18 protein-coding genes are annotated in these 20,157 nt (G+C 36.4%); all 18 read left to right on the forward strand.

Going from position 1 to position 20,157, the window contains the following annotated elements; translation table 11 throughout:
* The first annotated feature begins 1 nt into the window (after nt 1).
* The 18 genes from H8B06_RS03155 to H8B06_RS03240 all read left to right on the forward strand — a co-directional run bounded on the left by H8B06_RS03155 (nt 2) and on the right by H8B06_RS03240 (nt 20,088).
* Nucleotides 2-1,324 (forward strand): Coenzyme F420 hydrogenase/dehydrogenase, beta subunit C-terminal domain, encoded by a 1,323-nt coding sequence (locus H8B06_RS03155; protein WP_190992830.1) that lies wholly within the window; start codon nt 2-4, stop codon nt 1,322-1,324.
* Nucleotides 1,321-2,421 carry a polysaccharide pyruvyl transferase family protein gene (locus tag H8B06_RS03160; protein ID WP_190992832.1) on the forward strand — a complete coding sequence of 367 codons (1,101 nt, stop codon included), beginning with the start codon at nt 1,321-1,323 and terminating at the stop codon, nt 2,419-2,421. The genes H8B06_RS03155 and H8B06_RS03160 overlap by 4 nt, the downstream gene beginning before the upstream one ends.
* Before the next feature lie 28 nt (nt 2,422-2,449).
* Nucleotides 2,450-3,610, forward strand: coding sequence for a glycosyltransferase family 4 protein (locus H8B06_RS03165; RefSeq protein WP_190992833.1), 1,161 nt, complete (start codon nt 2,450-2,452; stop codon nt 3,608-3,610).
* Nucleotides 3,600-4,814: a glycosyltransferase gene (locus H8B06_RS03170; RefSeq protein ID WP_190992834.1), complete on the forward strand. Its 1,215-nt coding sequence runs from the start codon at nt 3,600-3,602 to the stop codon at nt 4,812-4,814. The genes H8B06_RS03165 and H8B06_RS03170 overlap by 11 nt, the downstream gene beginning before the upstream one ends.
* Complete coding sequence (locus H8B06_RS03175) at nt 4,811-5,899, forward strand: polysaccharide pyruvyl transferase family protein (RefSeq protein ID WP_190992836.1); 1,089 nt, start codon at nt 4,811-4,813, stop codon at nt 5,897-5,899. The genes H8B06_RS03170 and H8B06_RS03175 overlap by 4 nt, the downstream gene beginning before the upstream one ends.
* 2 nt (nt 5,900-5,901) lie before the next feature.
* Nucleotides 5,902-6,939: an EpsG family protein gene (locus H8B06_RS20940; RefSeq protein WP_223857449.1), complete on the forward strand. Its 1,038-nt coding sequence runs from the start codon at nt 5,902-5,904 to the stop codon at nt 6,937-6,939.
* Between the two features lie 41 nt (nt 6,940-6,980).
* Nucleotides 6,981-8,081, forward strand: a complete 1,101-nt coding sequence (locus tag H8B06_RS03185) for a glycosyltransferase (protein WP_190992839.1) — start codon at nt 6,981-6,983, stop codon at nt 8,079-8,081.
* Nucleotides 8,074-9,270, forward strand: coding sequence for a glycosyltransferase (locus tag H8B06_RS03190; RefSeq protein ID WP_190992840.1), 1,197 nt, complete (start codon nt 8,074-8,076; stop codon nt 9,268-9,270). The genes H8B06_RS03185 and H8B06_RS03190 overlap by 8 nt, the downstream gene beginning before the upstream one ends.
* A gap of 1 nt (nt 9,271) precedes the next feature.
* Entirely contained in the window at nt 9,272-9,820 is a 549-nt protein-coding gene (locus H8B06_RS03195) for a WcaF family extracellular polysaccharide biosynthesis acetyltransferase (protein ID WP_190992842.1), read from the forward strand.
* 11 nt (nt 9,821-9,831) lie between these two features.
* Nucleotides 9,832-10,725, forward strand: coding sequence for a hypothetical protein (locus tag H8B06_RS03200; protein ID WP_190992843.1), 894 nt, complete (start codon nt 9,832-9,834; stop codon nt 10,723-10,725).
* A gap of 12 nt (nt 10,726-10,737) precedes the next feature.
* Nucleotides 10,738-11,481 carry a glycosyltransferase family 2 protein gene (locus tag H8B06_RS03205; RefSeq protein ID WP_190992845.1) on the forward strand — a complete coding sequence of 248 codons (744 nt, stop codon included), beginning with the start codon at nt 10,738-10,740 and terminating at the stop codon, nt 11,479-11,481.
* A 60-nt stretch (nt 11,482-11,541) separates the two neighbouring features.
* The gene (locus H8B06_RS03210; RefSeq protein ID WP_190992847.1) at nt 11,542-12,450 is read left to right on the forward strand and encodes an aldose 1-epimerase family protein; all 909 of its coding nucleotides are present in this window, start codon (nt 11,542-11,544) and stop codon (nt 12,448-12,450) included.
* Complete coding sequence (locus H8B06_RS03215; RefSeq protein WP_190992849.1) at nt 12,447-13,352, forward strand: NAD-dependent epimerase/dehydratase family protein; 906 nt, start codon at nt 12,447-12,449, stop codon at nt 13,350-13,352. Before H8B06_RS03210 ends, H8B06_RS03215 begins: the two co-directional genes overlap by 4 nt.
* Before the next feature lie 61 nt (nt 13,353-13,413).
* Nucleotides 13,414-15,351 carry a polysaccharide biosynthesis protein gene (locus H8B06_RS03220; RefSeq protein WP_190992851.1) on the forward strand — a complete coding sequence of 646 codons (1,938 nt, stop codon included), beginning with the start codon at nt 13,414-13,416 and terminating at the stop codon, nt 15,349-15,351.
* Complete coding sequence (locus tag H8B06_RS03225; RefSeq protein WP_190992853.1) at nt 15,348-16,328, forward strand: MraY family glycosyltransferase; 981 nt, start codon at nt 15,348-15,350, stop codon at nt 16,326-16,328. Before H8B06_RS03220 ends, H8B06_RS03225 begins: the two co-directional genes overlap by 4 nt.
* Before the next feature lie 2 nt (nt 16,329-16,330).
* Nucleotides 16,331-16,768, forward strand: a complete 438-nt coding sequence (locus H8B06_RS03230) for a WxcM-like domain-containing protein (protein ID WP_190992854.1) — start codon at nt 16,331-16,333, stop codon at nt 16,766-16,768.
* A gap of 106 nt (nt 16,769-16,874) precedes the next feature.
* Nucleotides 16,875-17,654, forward strand: a complete 780-nt coding sequence (locus H8B06_RS03235; RefSeq protein WP_190992855.1) for a polysaccharide biosynthesis/export family protein — start codon at nt 16,875-16,877, stop codon at nt 17,652-17,654.
* 25 nt (nt 17,655-17,679) lie between these two features.
* Nucleotides 17,680-20,088 carry a GumC family protein gene (locus H8B06_RS03240; RefSeq protein WP_190992856.1) on the forward strand — a complete coding sequence of 803 codons (2,409 nt, stop codon included), beginning with the start codon at nt 17,680-17,682 and terminating at the stop codon, nt 20,086-20,088.
* Nucleotides 20,089-20,157 lie beyond the last annotated feature (69 nt).

Raw genomic sequence — 20,157 nt, forward strand, 5'->3', positions numbered from 1 at the left:
CATGAAAGAAAATAGTAAAAAGGAAAACGCTGTAAATAATTTGTGTACAGGATGCGGTGTGTGTGTGTCAGAATCAAACGGCACTTTAGAGATGAGATGGAATAAATTCGGATTTATTTCGCCTTATCATGTTAAAGGAGATATTCCTAATACGACAATGAGGGTTTGTCCATTTAATCCAAAACCAGAACTAGATATTTCCGATGAAGATAAATTGGCAAAAATTTTCTTAAAAGATACTGATAATAGGGATGAAAAGATTGGAAGTTACCTGGGAACTTTTGTAGGATATAGTAGAGAACATAGAATAACATCTTCATCTGGAGGAATAGCGACATACATATTTGCGCAATTGTTAGAGCGGAAAGTTGTGGATGCAGTTTATGTGGTAAAAGAAGTCAATGGAACCTATGAGTATCAAATGTTCTCTAAAAAAGAAGATATAACTAATATATCAAAAACTAGGTATATTCCTGTAACCTTGGAAAAGTTATTTGAGAGAATCGATAAATTAGATGGCAAAATCGCTGTTTCAGGAGTTGCTTGTTTTATCAAAGCTATTCGATTAAAACAATATTATCATCCGGAATTAAGAAATAAAATCCCCTTTTTGGTAGGAATTATTTGTGGTGGATGGAAGAGCAGATTTTTTACTGAGTTTTTAGCACAAAGTTCGGGAATTCAAACTAAATATAAAAATCAAGATTATCGAATAAAGGACCCCAAAAGTTCTGCTTCAGATTACGCTTTTGGAGCATATGATGAAAAAGATGATTTTTTTCAAATGAAAATGTCTAAAGTTGGGGATATGTGGGGAACAGGGTTGTTTAAGTCGAAAGCTTGTGATTTCTGTACGGATGTACTAACGGAGTTAGCTGATATTTCCTTGGGAGATGCATGGCTCCCTCAATACAGATCTGATGGTTTAGGTAATAGTGTCATAGTGACTCGTAGTAATTTGGCTAATAATATAATTATGGAAGGAATTGCTAAAGGAGATCTGAGAGTATCGTTGATTGATAAGAGCCAAATAATTTTATCTCAATCTTCCAGCTTTTCTCATCGATGGGGAGGGCTTAAATTTCGTGTTAGAATGGCAAGACTGTCGGGAATTAAGGTCCCGTATATAAGAAAAAGAGTTTTTGAAAAAATCTCTTTACCATATATGATGGTGCAGATTCAGAGAGAAAGAACAAGAAAATATAGTTTAATTTATTGGTATAAAACAAAAAATGCTGATAATTTCAATAAATTAATGCATTTTGACCTAAAGGTTCTTAGGGCATTAACACGTATGTATCACAAGTTAAGAAAAAGAAAATGAAGATAGGAATAATGACCTTTTGGGAATCAAAGAATAACTACGGTCAAATTTTGCAATTATTTGCGTTACAGAGTTATTTAAAAAAGATTGGACATAAGCCTTTTTTAATAAAGTATTACCGTATTCCCGAGAGCAAAGTCGTGTCAATTTTAAAACCGGTGTCAATTTTAAGATATTTAAAAAGGACGGTTAAAGAATTATTTAGTAGAGATTATGACAAAGAAAGGCAGTTTGATCTTTTTAAAAAAAGACATATAATTTTTGGAGAAGACAGTTATTATTCAATTGGTGATCTAAATAAAAGACCTCCACATGCTGATGCTTATGTTGTAGGAAGTGATCAGGTTTGGAATAATAAATTTTCCGTCTCTGCTGAGGCTTTTTTATTAAGTTTTGGTGGGTCTAATGTAAGAAAGGTCGCATATGCGGCAAGTTTTGGTCAAACTAGATTAGACAATGACACTAGAACTCTTTTCAATAAGTATATTCGTGAATTTAACGCTATTAGCGTGCGGGAAAAGAGTGGACTTACGATATGTGATAACTTAGGTGTGAAAGAGGCAAAGTGGGTCCTTGACCCTACCTTTTTGTTTAGTAAAGAAGAATGGAATGATATGTTAGGACTGGTAGATACATCAACAAATAATACTATCTTTATTTATACACTTGGAAATAGTGAAATTACTGACAAAGATAAATTTGTTGATTATGCAAAGCAGATAGATGGAGTTAGGGTTGTTCATGCTTCTGCAAATAATGATTCTTCGGGAAAATATAGACCAACTATTCCGCAATGGGTTGGCGAAATAAAAAATGCAAAATTAGTTGTCACTACATCATTTCATGGTATGGTGTTTTCTTTGATAAACAATACTAACTTTATTGTTCTTCCTAATACAGGAAAGGCCGAAGGTATGAATGAACGTGTAGTCAGTTTATTAAGCTACTTGGGCTTGATAGACCATGTAATCACTTCTTTTTCTAAGGACTCTTTTGATAAAATTCTCAAGAAAGAGATGCCTTGGGAAGAAATAAATGAAAAGCTTGAGAAAATGAATGTGTTATCGAAAGAATTTTTACATCAAAGTTTGAAATAGTTTATATACTATGAAATAGGATTAATTCATGAGAGTGTTGTATGTTACATACCCTTGGTTTTTAGATTTCTCTATAGAATATATTAAGGAATTGAGTAAACATGTGGAATTACATGTGCTAGTTGTCTGTCCGGAGAATCGAACATCGGGTACGATTTTTAAGCTTAAAAGAAAGATACCTTTCATTAAAAATAAGTTGTACACATTGGGGGATATTTCAGATCAAATACAAGATGCACCTTATTTTGAAGAATATATTGAATCTTGTGCATCTTTTTTGTTTTCTTTTTCTCCAGAGAAATGGATGTCATTTAAGAATATTCAGTATAATCTTGCTCTTTATAAATATCTTAAAAGGCTACAAATAGACCTCATTCATTTTGACGACATAAGCATCGAATTAATATGGTTAAGTTTTTTTATACGTAAGAAGAAAATATTAATAGATGTACATGATCCAGTTGCACATACAGGGGAAAAGAATATGCGACGTAACATCATTCGAAAATGTTACTATGGCTTAGCTAATGGGTTTATTACATATTCGAATTTTTCTGCTAGAATATTTTCTGAGAATTATCATAAAAAACCGTCGGTATTATCTTTAACACCATATACCTTTTATACAAAATATGAGCAAACGAGTGAAATCCAGAGAGAGGACTATATTCTTTTTTTTGGAAGGATCTCAGCTTATAAGGGGATAGAGAAACTTATTTTTGCTTTTCGAGATCTTAAGAAGGAATTTCCCAACATGAAGCTTTTAATAGCAGGTAAAAGCGTTTATAATTATAGAATACCAGATGCGTTACATGAGGTTGAAGGAGTCATTATTGATGATCGTTTTATACCTAATGATGAAATGGCAAATCTAATAAGAGGTTGCCGTTTTGTTGTATGTCCATATGAAGATGCTTCACAAAGTGGAGTCGTGATGACAGCTCTTGCCTTTGGAAAAAAACTGGTAGTATCAAAAGTTGGAGGACTCTTTGAACCAATAAACTATTTAAATGGAGTCGTATACGAGAATACTAATTCTCAGCATTTAACTCAAGCTATGAAACATATGTTAGTTCAACTTGAATCATCTTTATCGGGCGACAAATCTGTCGTTTCTTATAAAAATACTATTAAGTATAATGTGGTGGAATTAATAAAAATTTATGAAAGGATAATCAATGTCAAATAGAATAATTCTTATAACAAGAAGGTTTCCCTTTTTTAAAACGGAAGCTTTTTTAGAAGCCGAAATTAATTTTTTAGGAGATGGATTCAAAAATGTTCTTATCGTTCCGTCCGAGATAGGAAGTGAGGTTAGAACTGTTCCCGCGAATGTTGAGATTGATAAAGAATTTTCTTTTCATTTTCAGAATAAAAAAAAGAGAGCAATGCAAACTTTTTTTAGTAACTACTTTTGGAAAACAATATTTAGACACAGACATAAGATAAATGGAGTCGGCGATATACTTCGTATTTTTCAGTTTGTTTCTAGCGTTATTTGTTATGAAAAGTATTTTGGAAAATTTTTATTTAAAACAAATGATTTGATTTATACTTATTGGTTTGCAGAAGCGACATGTGCTTTTATGAAAATTAAGAATAGAACAAAAGTAAACTTTAAGATAATTTCTCGAGCACATCGTTATGATTTATACGAAGGATTACCTTCTACACCCAAATTTTGGCCTTATAGGAGTTTGATTTTAAAACAAATAGACCGCTTGTTTCCCATTTCTGAAAATGGTAAGAAATACATCGAATCTCGATATGATGTTAAAGGTAAAGTTGAACTTTCAAAGCTCGGTGTATTTGACCGGAACCAATTAGCGCCAGATGTAGAAGACAGTAATACTTTATATATTGTCTCGGTGTCTAGAATAGACCCTATGAAAAGAGTAGAATTTATCGCAGACTGTGTAATGAGATTGGCAAAGGATAATCCAGATAAAGAAATTAATTGGACACACTTCGGAGATGGTCCTAATTTACATAATATTAAGAAAAGTATTTCTCATTTACCCAACCTGAACACGTTTCTAAACGGAGCTGTTCCAAATACTCATATTTATAAGTATTATGAAGAAAAACCTGTAACAATTTTTATTAATTTAAGTAGTTCAGAAGGGATACCTGTTTCTATTATGGAAGCACAGTCCTTTGGTATTCCAGTTATAGCTACAGATGTTGGAGGAAGCGGAGAAATTGTAACTAAAGAGACGGGATTGTTACTTACGTCGCATCCTAGCGAGGAAGAAGTAGTGTCTGCTATAAACCAATTGTTAGAAGCCAATTTAGATAGAGCATCGGTTAAAGCCGTTTGGCAAAAAAACTTCAACGCAAATACGAATTATAAAGCGTTTGTTAAAAGATTACGAGAGATACAATCATCATGAGGAAAAAGGCTATTTTTATTGTTGCTACGCAATATGATAATGTAGGGGATTTGTTAATTAATAAATGCTTGATATATGAATTGTCAAATTACGTTGATCTGTATTTAGATACTCGAAATGTTCCAGATGAATTTAAAGAAAAGCTTTTAGAAAGCACAACTAATGTTTTTCTATTGGAGGACTTAACGAAGTATAGTTTTAAAGGAATCGGAGCTATATTGTTTTTCTTTTCCAACGTCCGTATAGATTATATTTTTAAAAGTCCAGGTCCATTTGGTTCTGGTGGAAATAAAAATGTTTTTCTAAAAAATTTATTTTTTGGATTCATTTATTCATTATTTCGGCTGAAAAAGGTTAGATCTTATTTAATAGGAAATGATATTCAAACGCAACATTGGTTAGATAGATTCTGGTTAAGAATCTTTAGCGGCAATATTGAGAGAATTCTTAGCAGAAGTTCGAAAAATGTAAATTCGCTCCAAAATCTGGGGATTAAAAATGTTGGGTATGTTCCGGATATGTGTTTTGGATTAAGAACTAACGACGTTAGATTATTTGCGGAGAGACAAAAAATAGGTATTTCATTTCGAGATTTAAACTCATCTGAAAATCATCTTAATATTGAAGAGTCGATCGACATGATGGTGAATTTTTGGCTGAAAGAGGGATATGAAATTATTTTCTTTTATCAAGTTGATCGCGATCGAGAATATAATCAAAGGTTGTACGAACGCTATAACTCCACCGAAGGAGTGTCTTTTCGAGATGGATGCTTATTATGGAACGATATTGACGTTTATCAGAACTTTGCTATGCTATTAAGTAACAGGTTACACGTAATTTTACTTGGGCTTGTATTTGGGGCAATTCCGCTTGGAGTTTTAGATGATAATTTGAAAACAAAGAAAATACATGAAATTTTTGAAACAATCGGTTTGGATTCACTATTGTTTCAACGGGTGATGTTGGCTAATTTGGAATTTATCCAAAATAATATGTATAATATAAACCTCGAAACTATGGCTGTCTCGATAACACAAAGAAAACTGTTGAAAGATAGTATAGCAAATTTATTTGGTAATTAAGCATGGCGATATACGTCTTTATATTAATAATTATCCTTTTTTTATTAGCGTTAAGGGTTAAAAACACTTTGTTTTTGGCGACTACGTTAGTGATTTTTTCCTCTTTGAGAGATCTTAGTGTTGGCGTGGATTCCATGGGATATTATTTGTCTTTTTTATATGAGATTAGTGCTCGGAATTACTCTTATCTATTAAGAAAGATTGAGGTCGGTTGGTTATTTCTTAATTTACTTATTCAAGAATATTTTGGCGATTTCAAAATGGTGCTTGTCGTTTCTTCTTGTTTAACAATCTTTCCATTATTCCATGTTTTTAAAAAAGATACAAGCAATCCTATCTTGGCGATTCTATTATACTTTCTGTTGTTTTATTATTTTTTTTCTTATAGTATTATGAGGCAAGCAATAGCTGTTTCTTTTTTCACATTGAGTGTTTATTATTTTGAAAGAAATAAGATGAGAGGAGCTATTATAGCAATTTGTTGTGCGGGGATTTTTCATTATTCTAGCTTATCCTTAATCCTTCTAGTACTATTGTTGAATAAAGTAAATTTTTCGTTACGATGGTATGTGACGACCTTTATAGGAAGCTTCATCCTTGGTTTTTCTGGAATTATGGATGTCGCGAGACAATACTTAGCATATCTTCCTTTTGAAAAATATGCAAACTATATGAACTACAATTTAGACGCAGAGTTTAATCGATTTGCAAGTTACCTGTTTCTTCTGCCGAAATTAACCTTCTATATCTATCTTTATAGTCAAATATACAGGAGTGGACACAGAATTAGTAGTTTACAATTGAAACTAATTTGGTTTAGCATGATTATCACCTGCCTTTTCCTCTCTGTGCCGCAAATTTCTCGTTTTTCGATTTATTTGTCAATATTTGAGATTCTCGTTATTGTAAACACCATCGATCTGTCAGTTAATAAAAGAAAAATTGAGTTGACGTTCTTTACAATTGCCTATGGAATTATATATTTTCTTTACTATGTTGTGAGTAATAGGTACGGGGTAATGCCATATGTCTTTGGTTAATGCATGGGAAATTAAATTGTTGTATTCCTTAAATATCAGTCATGGAAAAAAAAGTTTGTTGTATTTTTAATTATGCTCCTCATTATCGTACAGAGATATATAAAAAGATGAGTGAAGAATTTGAATGTGATTTCTTCTTTGGTACGAGTGGAGATGGGAAAATTGAAAAGATGGACTACGTCTTAATAACAACAAATGTAAAGGAACTTTCTACTATCAAGCTTTTTAGAAGTATCAATTGGATTTCTAATTCAATTAATCTGTGTTTCCAGAAATATAAAAACTACATAATAACAGGCGAACCTCATTGTTTATCTAGTTGGGTTATTTTGCTAATTAACAGATTACTTGGGAAAAGAACCTATCTATGGACCCATGGGTGGTACGGAAACGAATCGGTCGGAAAGAAAATACTGAAGAAACTATACTTTACATTGGGCTCTAAGATATTATTGTACGGAAATTATGCGAAGGAATTAATGATCAAAGAAGGCTTTGATCCGAGGAAATTAGTGGTTGTATATAATTCATTGAATTATGATGATCAAATAAATATTAGACAAAGATTGACTAATACAAATATATTTAAGCGGCTATTCGGAAATGATTATCCAGTAGTGACATTTACAGGAAGGCTTACTAAAGAGAAAAAATTAGAATTACTTATTAAGTCCCTTAAAATATTACTGGACAGATCAGTAAATCTAAATGTCTTGATACTCGGCGAGGGAAAGGAAGGGGATAAGTTAGTCGATATGGTAGAGGAGTTAGGCATTAAAAATCACGTTTATTTTTACGGAGCTTGTTATGAAGAAGAAGTAATTGCTGAAATCTATTTTAATAGTGCTTGTTGTGTCTCTCCCGGAAATGTTGGTTTAACCGGAATTCATGCGATGACATACGGATGCCCGGTAATTTCTCATAATAATTTTTCTGAACAGATGCCTGAGTTTGAGATTATAGTGAATGGTGTAACTGGGTTTTTTTATCAACAGGGAGATGTGTCAGACTTAGCAAAAAAAATTGAAAATATTTTGTCAGGAAATCGTTCTGTGTTTCAAACAAATTGTGTAAATGAAGTCGATAGGTACTACAATACTAATGCTCAAATTTTAACTCTTAGACAACTTCTCAATGGATAATCGTATAGCGTTCATAACCGGTGTGAATTCAAGAAAAGCAGGAGGCTTATTTTTTACGATTACTAGCATTGTAAATAAACTTGCGCAGTATAGGGAATACAAAATAGCCGTATTTGGTTTTTATGATGAATTTTCAAAAAATGATGTGAGGGCTTTTAGCAAGTCTGTTGATCTTGTAGAATATAACATTGAAAATAATGTTTTAAAAAAAATAGGTTTCTCGTTAAATTTGAGAGAGAAACTTGTAAATTACAGTCCAGATATAATACATCAACAAGGGATATGGATGTATTATTCCAATGAAGTCTTACGATTGAAACGTAAAAAGAATGTAAAAGTAATTATACAACCGCATGGGATGTTGGATGGTTGGGCGGTGCAAAATTCGTCCTTTAAAAAGAAAGCTGTAGGATTTTTGTATGAGTATTCAAATTTGAAACATGCTGATTGTATTCATGCATTGAACTATGAAGAATATAAGGCTATAAGGTCCTTTGGTTTAAAACAGCCAATCGCTATAATTCCAAATGGTATAGATATTAAGCCAGAGCTTTCTTCATTATCTAAAACGACTACCAAAAAATCTACCAATGATAAAAAAAAGTTATTGTATCTTGGGAGGATTCACCCGAAAAAAGGCATAGAATTAATTGTCGATGCTTTAATGATAGTTATTTCTGAGCGATGTTCGGAAATAGAAAATTGGGTTATACAGATTGCTGGATGGGATCAGGATGATCATCAACAGTATTTAATAGATAAAGTAAAAAAGAACTTTCTAGGCGAATATTTTGAATTCGTTGGCCCCGTTTTTGACGAAGAAAAAGAAAAAGTTTTCTTACAGGCTGATGCATTTATTCTGCCCTCTTATAGTGAAGGGCTTCCTATGACAGTACTCGAAGCATGGTCATATAAATTACCTGTTCTTATGACTAAATATTGCAATTTGCAGGATGGATTTACGTCTAATGCTGCGGTAGAGCTGGAGTTAGATGTGCATAATATAGCGTTCAAATTAATCAAATTGTTTAAAATGAGCGATTCGGATAGACATCAAATAGGAACTAATGGGTTTAAATTAGTTACGGAGAAGTACACTTGGGACAAAGTCGCAATACAAACAAAAGAATTGTATAAATGGATATGTGGAGAAATAACAGAAATACCTAGTTTTGTCAACATTGATTAGTATGAAACATGTAGATTTGTCAACATATAACAATGACTTCTATCGTCCCGGGAATAGGCTTAAAGTGATTGTGTGGTATTTTTTTAATGTACTCTTTTTTATAAACCCTTTAAACCCTAGTAGCTATATAAAAGTCTTATTATTGAGGTCTTTTGGTGCAAAAATAGGCAAAGGAGTAACTATAAAGCCGGGCGTTAATATTAAATATCCATGGAAATTGAAAATAGGAGACCATGTTTGGATTGGTGAAAAAGTTTGGATAGATAATTTAGCTGATGTAATAATAATGGATAATGTTTGTGTATCGCAAGGAGCAATGCTACTATGTGGTAATCATAATTACAAGAAAACCAGTTTTGATTTAATTGTTGGAAGTATAACATTGGAGACTGGTAGCTGGGTTGGAGCAAAAGCTGTTGTATGTCCAAATGTAACCGTTGCAGAACATTCTATCATTGCGGTAAATTCTGTGCTAAATAGAAGCTCTGAAAAATTTGGGATTTATCAAGGGAATCCTGCCCTAAAGATTAGAGTACGATTTATTAATTAAATGATAAATACATGAAAGTTAAGTTTTTATTTATACTTGCGGCTTTTTTTTCAATAGCTGCTTTCGGGCAGACAAGGAAACTTGAGATCTATTTTTTGAGGGATCCCGATATCAAAGGACAAGAGTCGTTTATCAATGAAAATAATATTTCAGAATTCAATATAATATATCAGCAATTTTTTGTAACTAACAACAAATTAGATGAAAGAAAACTACGGGAGCAAATTTTAAAAAAATTTCCATCTAAACATTCTTCAGGTTTTTGTGTTCTAGATTGGGAAGGTGATGCGATAAAGAACTTTAGAGAACAAACAAATAAGCAAAAAGTTGATGAATATAAAAAAGATTTCATTAGAGCTATTCGGCTTGCAAAAAGTCTTCGTCCAAATGTCAAATGGGGTTTTTATCATATATTGAGCCTAACATATTCCGGAACTATTGAAAAGTTTCGCTCCCAAAACAGCTACCTAGAAGACCTTGTTAAAGAACAGGATTTTATAGCTCCTTCTCTCTATGTCTATAATCCTGAGGAGAGATACAAAAAGGGAAATAATAATTATATGAGGAATAAACTTTTACAGGCATTAGAAATGGGCAAAAAATACAATCTTCCCGTTTATCCTTTCGTTTGGCATAGAACTCCATCAAAAATTAAAAATGCAGGAAATGAATTAATTCCTTTGGAATACTTTAAGGAAGCTGTAAATCTGATAAACGAAACAAGGTATAAAGATGTAAGAGCAAAAGGTATTTTTTGGTGGCACTCAGAAAGTTATTCATATCGAAGTAGAAAGCAATTTTCGGTCGCAAGTCAGGAATATAGAAATATTGAGGACATCAACAGTTATCAAAAGAACTTATTTAAGAAGTACTATAATAGTATTACTGAATATATACAATATTAGTTTGATGTTTTTATGAATTTAAAGATTTCTATTATTACCGTCTGCTGGAACTCTGCGGCAACCATAGAAAAAACCATTCAATCTGTGGCATCGCAGACTTATGGAAATATTGAATATATTATCGTAGACGGTAAATCCAAAGATACTACCTTAGATATTGTGAAAAAATATCCGGATACGGTAACAAATTGGGTTTCTGAGCAGGATAAAGGATTGTATGATGCTATGAATAAAGGCATCAAAATGGCAACCGGAGATTATATCTGTATTGTTAATGCCGACGATACTTTTGCTGATGATACTGTTATTCAACGCATAGCAGAATTTTTACAGACCAATCCTGTGGATGCAAGCATAGGAGATATTGTACAACATAAGGAGGATGGTAAAATTATTCGGGAATACGGTGCGAAGAAATGGAGTCCAGAGAAACTGAAAATAGGTTTCATGCCCCCCCATCCGGCTATTTTCTTTAAGAAGCAGCTTTTTGACAGGTTAGGCTATTATGCAATCGATTTTAAAATTGCAGCAGACTACGAATTGATTATCCGTTATTTTCTAAAGAATAGTATTTCTTGGAAATATTCTGGCATTACTACCCATAAAATGCTAGTAGGAGGTGTGAGCTCTTCTGGTTGGAAGAGCTATAAAAAGGTTTCTGAGGAGATAAAGAAAGCGTTGCGAATGAATGATGTCGTTTTCAGTCCATTCCGAATCGATACTAGAGTGGTTTGGAAGATGTTAGATTTTATCTGATTCTTTCTTTAATATATATGGAGGAAGATCGTTTGATGAAGAAAGGAAATGAGAAGTAAAATGTATAATATAGAAAATATCTACTGGAAAGCTTCTTTTGATTCCAAAGGTGCCGAACTGAGATCATTATTTCATAAGCCAACTTCTCAAGAACTTATGTGGCAGGCGGATCCAACTTATTGGTCAAAAACGAGCCCTGTGCTCTTTCCGATTGTAGGCGCATTGAAAGGCAATACCTATACCTATGGAGGGAAATACTATACTATGTCAAGACATGGGTTCGCCCGAGATAGTACGTTTGAAATACAACGACATGAAGACCATCTTATCGAATTCGTTCTGCGAGACGATGGAGATACCTTTTCTATTTACCCTTTTGCATTTGATTTGAAAGTGTTGTATGGATTATCGGAGAATGGACTGACATGTACCTATCAAGTAAATAACTATTCTGACGATAGTCCAATTTTTTTTTCTTTAGGTGGACATCCCGCATTTACTATTCGAGTAGATGATAGAATAAAATACGATGACTATCGGCTTATTTTCCCTGATGACCGTCTCTTAAGTGTACACAAGTTGCAAGATAATTTGATAAATATGGATAGTCAAAAGCTCCCCTTAGAGGAAAATAGACTGGCGCTTTCATATTCATTATTTTACGATGACGCATTGATTATTAAAGACCTAAAAAGTCGAGCGGTGATCTTGTCAAATAATCAGAATGAACAACAACTAAGCTTTGCATTTCAGGGCTTCGAATATTTTGGATTATGGGCGGCTAAAAATGCAAATTTTATCTGCTTAGAGCCGTGGGCTGGTATAGCAGATTGCGAATATCATGATCAACAGTTAGTAAATAAAAAAGGAATTGTGAACCTTGCCCCCGGGAATACATGGGAAGCGCGTTGGCAAGTCGATTTTGTCCATACCACAAATGAATCACGCAGTTTTCTCAAAAAAATATGACCATTATCATCACCGGTGCCTCTGGCTTTGTGGGGCAGAACTTACAGAAATATTTAATAGGGAGGCAATATGACGTCAAGAGGCTTTCTCTGCGCAACGACCTCTGGCAAACCCATGTAGACCAGGATGCTGCTGCTATTGTACACCTTGCTGGAAAAGCACATGATACCACCAATACTTCCTCCGAGCAAGAGTATTTTAAAGTTAATCGTGATTTAACGATAGAACTGTTCAAGTTATTCTTAAAATCGAACATTCGAGACTTCTTTTATTTCAGTTCGGTTAAAGCCGTAGCAGATACTGTAGAAGGCGTGCTGAAAGAGGATGTGCAGAGCAGTCCATACACTCCATATGGGAAGTCAAAATTGGAAGCTGAACAGTATTTACTGGCACAAGCGCTGCCGAAAGATAAGCGTTTGTTTATCATCCGCCCCTGTATGATCCACGGCCCGGGAAACAAAGGAAACTTAAATCTGTTGTATAACGTCGTGGAAAAAGGTATTCCTTGGCCTTTGGCAGCATTCCATAACGAACGTTCTTTTTTAAGCATAGACAACCTGAGCTATTTGATAGAGCAAATGCTCGTAAATCAACAATTGCAATCCGGTGTGTACAATTTTGCAGATGACGACGCCTTATCGACGAATGAGTTAGTGACGTTGATCTCAGAGGTGTTAGGTAAGAACCCTAAACTCTGGTCTATACCAACAGGGGTTATTAAAGGTGTGGTAAAAATGGGCGATGTGTTACCGTTACCATTAAATTCTGAGCGACTGAAGAAGCTGACAGAATCGTACATGGTTTCCAATAAAAAAATCAAGCAGATTTTAGGAATTGATAAATTACCGCTGACAGCAAAAGAGGGGTTGGAGAAGACTATTAAGTCCTTTATAAGAAGTTAACATTATTTCCTGATATATTGGTGTGAAATTTGCTCACGTAAAGCAACCTTTTGAAAAAATAATGCTGAGAGACAAACTAAGAGGCAATAAGCCACGGTGGCTCATTTTATTGATTGATATGTGGGTGGTGTGGAGTACGTTTATACTCTGCTATTATTTGGTGTTCAAGCAAGGGGGCGAGATCGATTGGCAGCCATTGTCTTCCCAGCTGCTAGCTATAACGGGCGTTTATTTTATTTTCTTTTTGATTTTTCAACCCTATCAGGGCGTTATCCACCGTACAGGTCTACGGGATTTACAAAGAATAGCAAGTGCCGTTGTAGCTGCATTTGTTGTTTTGGCGGTATTCGCGCGGCTGATCGAATGGCCTGCACTGTCATTCTCATTATTCCCTGTTTTCGGGAAGATATCGCACACGCAGTTGCTCTTGCATGCGTTTATGGCTGGTTTTTTCCTGTGTTTCATGCGTATAGTTTATCGTTCACTTTACCATGCGCTCTTCTGGAATAATAAAAATGACGCCATTCCGGTGATTCTCTTTGGCGCGGGCAATATGGGTAACACAACGTTCTATTTTCTACGGGCGAGTACCCGCAATAAATATCGGGTGGTAGCACTGATGGACGATAATCCTACACGTATAGGGAAACGGGTGCAAGGTTTTAAGATACAGCACATCACTAATCTGAACGCTGATTTTATGGAGAAAAATGGTATGCCCCGAGAACTCATTATCGCCATCGATGACCACCGTCCAGAGCGGCTACAGCATGTTTTTAAGCAGGCCGAACCATTACCTTTGAAGGTTAAAATTATTCCTAACTCTGCGCGTATGTTGGCTGGAGAGGTAGCAACGCGACAGATACGTACACTAAAAGTAGAAGACTTGCTAGGACGTAAACCTATTGAATTAAGTAACGCGACGGTCGAACAGGAACTGAAGCGTAAGGTCGTTTTGATTACGGGAGGTGCAGGTTCCATTGGTTCGGAATTAGTCCGCCAGATAGGGCGTTCAGCTTGTAACAAACTCGTTGTGTTAGATCATGCAGAATCGGCATTATATGATGTACAGCAGGAACTTAAAGCGTATCCTCATTTCGATCGTTTCGATTTTGTCGTGGGGAATGTGCGCGATGAAATATTTATGGAATCGGTATTTCAGCAATATAAACCACAAATGGTATTTCATGCGGCTGCCTATAAACATGTACCGCTGATGGAAGCAAACCCCTATGAAGCGATACTTACAAACGTTTGGGGATCGTATAATGTAGCGTCATTGGCTAGCAAATACGGTGTAGAAAAATTCGTGATGGTTTCGACGGATAAGGCCGTAAATCCTACCAACGTGATGGGGGCAACGAAACGTATTGCAGAAATATCCGTCACGGCATTGAACAAGGTATCGTCTACAAATTATATAGTAACGCGGTTTGGAAATGTGCTAGGGTCGAATGGGTCGGTCATCCCTTTATTTGACAAACAAATTAAAGCGGGAGGACCGCTAACGTTAACACATCCCGATATTACCCGATATTTTATGACTATTCCAGAAGCCTGTCAATTGGTACAGGAGGCGGGCACAATGGGTACGGGAGGAGAGGTATTCGTGTTTGATATGGGCAAGCCAGTTAAGATCATAGACTTGGCGAAACAGATGATACGGCTGAAGGGATTAGAATACCCAAGCGACATTGATATCAAGATTGTTGGTTTACGCCCGGGGGAGAAAATATTTGAAGAACTGCTAGCAAATAATGAAAATACTGAAAAGACGCACCACCAAAAAATCATGATCGCCAAGGTCAACACAGTGGACGTTGTAGAAAAGAAAAAGAAAATAGAAATGTTATGCGCACTGGTAAAACAAGTGCACCCTTACCAGCAGAAACAACAATTAGTAGCTCTAATGAAGGAAATTGTGCCGGAATTTAAATCACAAAACTCTATTTTTGCGAAACTGGATAATGAAAAGTTAGCGATTAACAACGAATCATGATATATATATTTTTACTCATTGCATTGTTTATTTTAGAGCTACTGTATTTTAAAATAGCCGATCGATTTGATATTATTGACAGACCCAATGAGCGTTCCTCCCACACCACCATCACCTTGCGTGGGGGTGGTATCATCTTTTATTTGGGTGCGCTTATCTATTTTTTCCTTTCGGGTTTTCAATACCCTTGGTTTTTCCTGGGGTTAACGATGATGACAGTTGTTTCTTTCTTAGATGATATTTTTACACTGTCTAATAAAATCCGATTGCTGATACATTTTTCTTCCGTATTGTTGATGGCCTATCAGTTAGAAGTATTCGAGATGTCCTGGTATTTCCTGCTGATTACCTTTATTATTGTCGTAGGGGTTATTAATGCCTACAATTTTATGGATGGGATTAACGGTATTACGGCCTGTTATAGCCTCGCTGTAGGTGGTTTGCTCATGCTCGTTAACAAAGAGATTGGTTTTGTCGCGCAGGATTTATTGGTTTATACCATGTTTGGCGTGTTAGTATTTGCCTTTTTCAACTTCCGAGCGAAAGCGAAATGTTTCGCAGGGGATGTGGGGTCTGTAGCCATCGCTTATATTTTGCTTTTTGGTTTGGGTGCACTCATTATCAAAACCGGTAATCTCCTTTATTTTCTATTCTTAACCGTTTACGGTGTCGATACGGTATGGACCATTGTCCGGCGCCTATACTTAAGAGAAAATATCTTTGAAGCACACCGCTCACACCTATATCAGTTCCTAGGGAATGAAGCTGGCGTCAATAAGCTATTGATCTCCTTTTTATATGGAGTAATACAGTTTTTTATCGGTCTAGCTGTGATCCAATTTGCCGATAAGGATATCACCACGCAATGGATATTTGCACTTTTACTGCTGGTTGGGTTGAGCGTGGCGTATTTAGTTCTAAAAACATGGCTTATCCGTAAATATTTGTGTGTCAAAGATGTAACCGTAAAAATGTAATAATGAAAAAAAACATTGTAAAAGCCATAATAGGGGGAATTTTGAAAGACCATCGCGGGCAGATTAGGTTTGTCAACGATTTTGATATGACAGAGGTAAAGCGCTTTTATATTATCAAGAATATAGATACAGAGTTGATCCGTGGTTGGAGGGCACATCGTATAGAGCAGCGCTGGTTCCATGTGCTGTCAGGGGCATTTGTAGTGAATTTGGTGCGGATTGATGATTGGGACAAGACGTCCCCTAATTTGCCCATAGAGAAACTTATATTAAAAGCAGCTGAACAGCAGGTGCTACATGTACCGGCGGGTTATGGTACCGCATTTCAGGCCCTAGAGCCGGAAAGTGAATTGTTGGTATTTGCAGATTATGGTATAGACAATGCAAAAAACGATGACTATACGTGGCCGGTTGATTATTTTCTGAATAAACGTTCATAACAAAATACGATATTACTGGGTATGATTAGGAATAAAACACTATTTTTGCTCGAAATTAATTTTGGAAAGCTTTTTGCAGTTGCAATCCCATATAAAAGTAAAAAATATGTCTAAACGTGTCTTAGGATCAGTATTAGCCTTGCTCACCGTTGTTGTTTTGTTGTGTACATCCTGTGCAAGTAAAAAGAATTTGGTTTATCTTCAGTCCGATTCAGTGGAGTTGAATACGCTTTATGAGCTGAATGCGCCAAAATTACAATCAGGGGATATCTTGGCCATTTCTGTGACGGCTGACGATGTACGGGCAACAATACCGTTTAATCAAGTATCTCCTTATCAAGGAAGCGCCGGAGCTATCCAAGCAACAAATCCATTCATTCCCACTTATGCTATTGATGTCAATGGCGAGATTGATTTTCCAAAAGTGGGCAAGATTAGATTGGCGGGCAGAACTCGGACGCAAGCAATGGACTTGTTACGGCAGGAAGTGAGTAAATATATTGTTGATCCCGGTATTTCGATGGTCGTTCGTAATTTCCGGGTGACCGTCCTGGGTGAGGTAGCACGTCCTGGAACGTTTACGATTGAAAACGACCGGTTGACGATTTTGGAGGCATTGGGCTTAGCGGGAGATATGACGATCTACGGGGAGCGGAAGAATGTTTTATTAATTCGTGAACAGGATGGCAAGAAAGAGGAATTTAGATTGGATTTGACAAAAAGGGAATCTTTGAATTCTCCAGCGTATTATCTCACGCAGAACGATGTCGTGTATGTAGAACCGAATGGGGCACGTATACAGACCTCAAAATACACACAGACCACCTCGGTTTTTGTGTCCGTTATAGGTTTGATTATCACCGTTATATCGGTGGCTACCCGCTAAAAAATTAGAGAAGAAGAAAGCATCTATGAAGAATACGGCTTATCCCCAAGTAAAAGAATCCGACGAACAGGAGTTAAACCTCAAACAGCTTTTTGAACAATATGCCTTTTATTGGAAGTGGTTCCTAATTTCGGTCGTTGCCTGTCTTTTTATTGCATTCGTGTATCTGCGCTACGCAGAACGTATTTATAATGTGAATGCCAAGATCCTCTTACAGGATGAAAAACAGGCTTCCGGCGAGATGGCTGGGCTGGCTGAATTGGCAACACTTTCGGGTATGGGAAGTTCATCGACGGCTTTCGTCAATGATCAGATGGAAGTCTTGCGCTCCCGTCGACTCATGCGTAAAGTGGTGGATACAAATCGACTTTATCTTTCCTATCACATGAAGGGAAATATAAAATCCGCCGAAGTATTGGAACACCAATCACCGTTGAAAGTAATGTTACTCGAATCGAATCATGTACGCTTAGATTCGATTTCTTATACCTTTACCGTAACCAAGAAGGGCGATAGTTATAGAATAAAAGATGAGCTAGAGGGGATAAGGGAATATACCTTAGGAAGCAAGTTAGAAACCCCGCTGGGGCCGATTAGCTTGGTTCCGCAGGAGGGCAACAAGCTTTGGGAAGGTGATTTGCAAGTCAGCTATATCCCTTCAGATATCACGGTAGACGTTTTGCGGAATGCAGTGCAGATTACACCTAATAAAGAAACGCAGTCTTTTTTGGTCAATTTTTCCATGGATTATCCGCTGATTGCTAAAGCAGAATTGATCTTAAATTCGCTCATCGACCAATATAATCAAGATGTTACCCACGACAAAGCGCAGGTAACACGGGCTACCTCAAAGTTTATTACTTCTCGTTTAGAACTCATCTCACAGGATCTGGCGGAAGCGGATTCTAAAGTGGCTGATTTTAAGGACCGTAACAGCTTGATGGATATGCAGGAGGAAGCGCGTTTGTATATGCAGAATGCGACGGCTAACGAGCAGAAACTGGTCGAATACCAGACACAGCTGAGCTTGGCTGATATGATGCGAGAAGCTACGTTGAGTACTGAATATAACCTTTTGCCATCCAACATTGGTTTAACAGATCCGTCGATACAATCCAATATAAACAGTTACAATGAGTTGGTATTAGAACGGGATGATTTACTTAAATCGGCTACACCGGACAACCCGGTGGTGCGGCGACTAAACAATAACATTGCACAAATCAATAAGAATTTACAAATCTCGTTAGACAACTATAGAAAGGTGTTGCAGGGGAATGTAGACGCTCTACAAGGCCAGAAGAGTAAGTTTGAAGGTAAACTCAATCAATTGCCAAATCAGGAACGTGGTTTTAAAGATATTTCTCGTCAGCAACAGATTGTGGAAACCTTGTATTTGTTCTTGTTGCAAAAACGAGAAGAAACAGAGATTAAAGCAGCGGCTACACCGGCAAACTTGAAGATTGTGGACGAAGCGTATGGTTTTAAAGTGCCAGTTGCTCCACGTAAAATGATCGTGATGTTGGGAGCCATGATTGTGGGTTTTTTAATCCCATTTGCTGTCCTTTATCTGAAATTCTTATTGGATAATAAAGTCCACTCGCGTAAAGATATCGAGGAAGCGCTTCGCGCTCCAATTTTGGGTGAAATCCCGGCTTCTGACCATCCGATTATTGAAGAAAATGACCGTTCCTCGCTGGCAGAAGCGATCCGTATCTTACGAACGAATATCTCCTTCATGTTGGGGGCAAGTAAGAAAAACGAATCGGCAGTTTTATATGTAACCTCGACCACTTCAGGCGAGGGTAAATCGTTTATCGCGACAAACTTGGCCAAGATTCTATCGATGTCAGGTAAGAAAGTTTTATTGGTGGGTGCGGACATTCGCTCGCCCAAAGTGTTGGATTACTTAGGTCTATCACATTTACAACACACAAATATCGGGATTACGCAATATCTTGTTAATCCGGACATGTCGGTTTCCAACATCGTGATTCAGAAACCGGCTCCCTATAATTTTGATATTATCTATTCGGGCTATATTGCGCCGAACCCGGCAGAGTTGCTCATGAACGGTCATTTTGCGGATTTGATTGCCTATGGCCGCATGCAATACGATTATGTGATCGTGGATACGGCGCCGGTGAGTATGGTAACCGATACCTTGCTGATTGCCGAACACGCGGATATGACTATCTATGTTACGCGTGCTAACTACTTGGACAGGCGCTTATTGAACATTCCGAAAGAACTCTACGAAGAGGGTAAATTGAATAACATGGCGGTTGTCGTCAACGATGTAGACTTCAAGCGCGGTTATGGTTATGGTTACGGCTATGGCTACGGTTACGGCGAAACGCAGGAGGTTTCCTTGCGTAAACGGCTTTGGAATATCATCAAAGGCAAGGGTAATAAGCCGAAGATTAGAGGATAAAAACAGGAATCCCGATGTTATGGAAAGCATCGGGATTTTTTATAGGTATACTTTTTGTATGGTACATCC

The sequence above is a fragment of the Sphingobacterium micropteri genome, from assembly GCF_014692515.1.
Lineage (GTDB): Bacteria > Bacteroidota > Bacteroidia > Sphingobacteriales > Sphingobacteriaceae > Sphingobacterium > Sphingobacterium micropteri.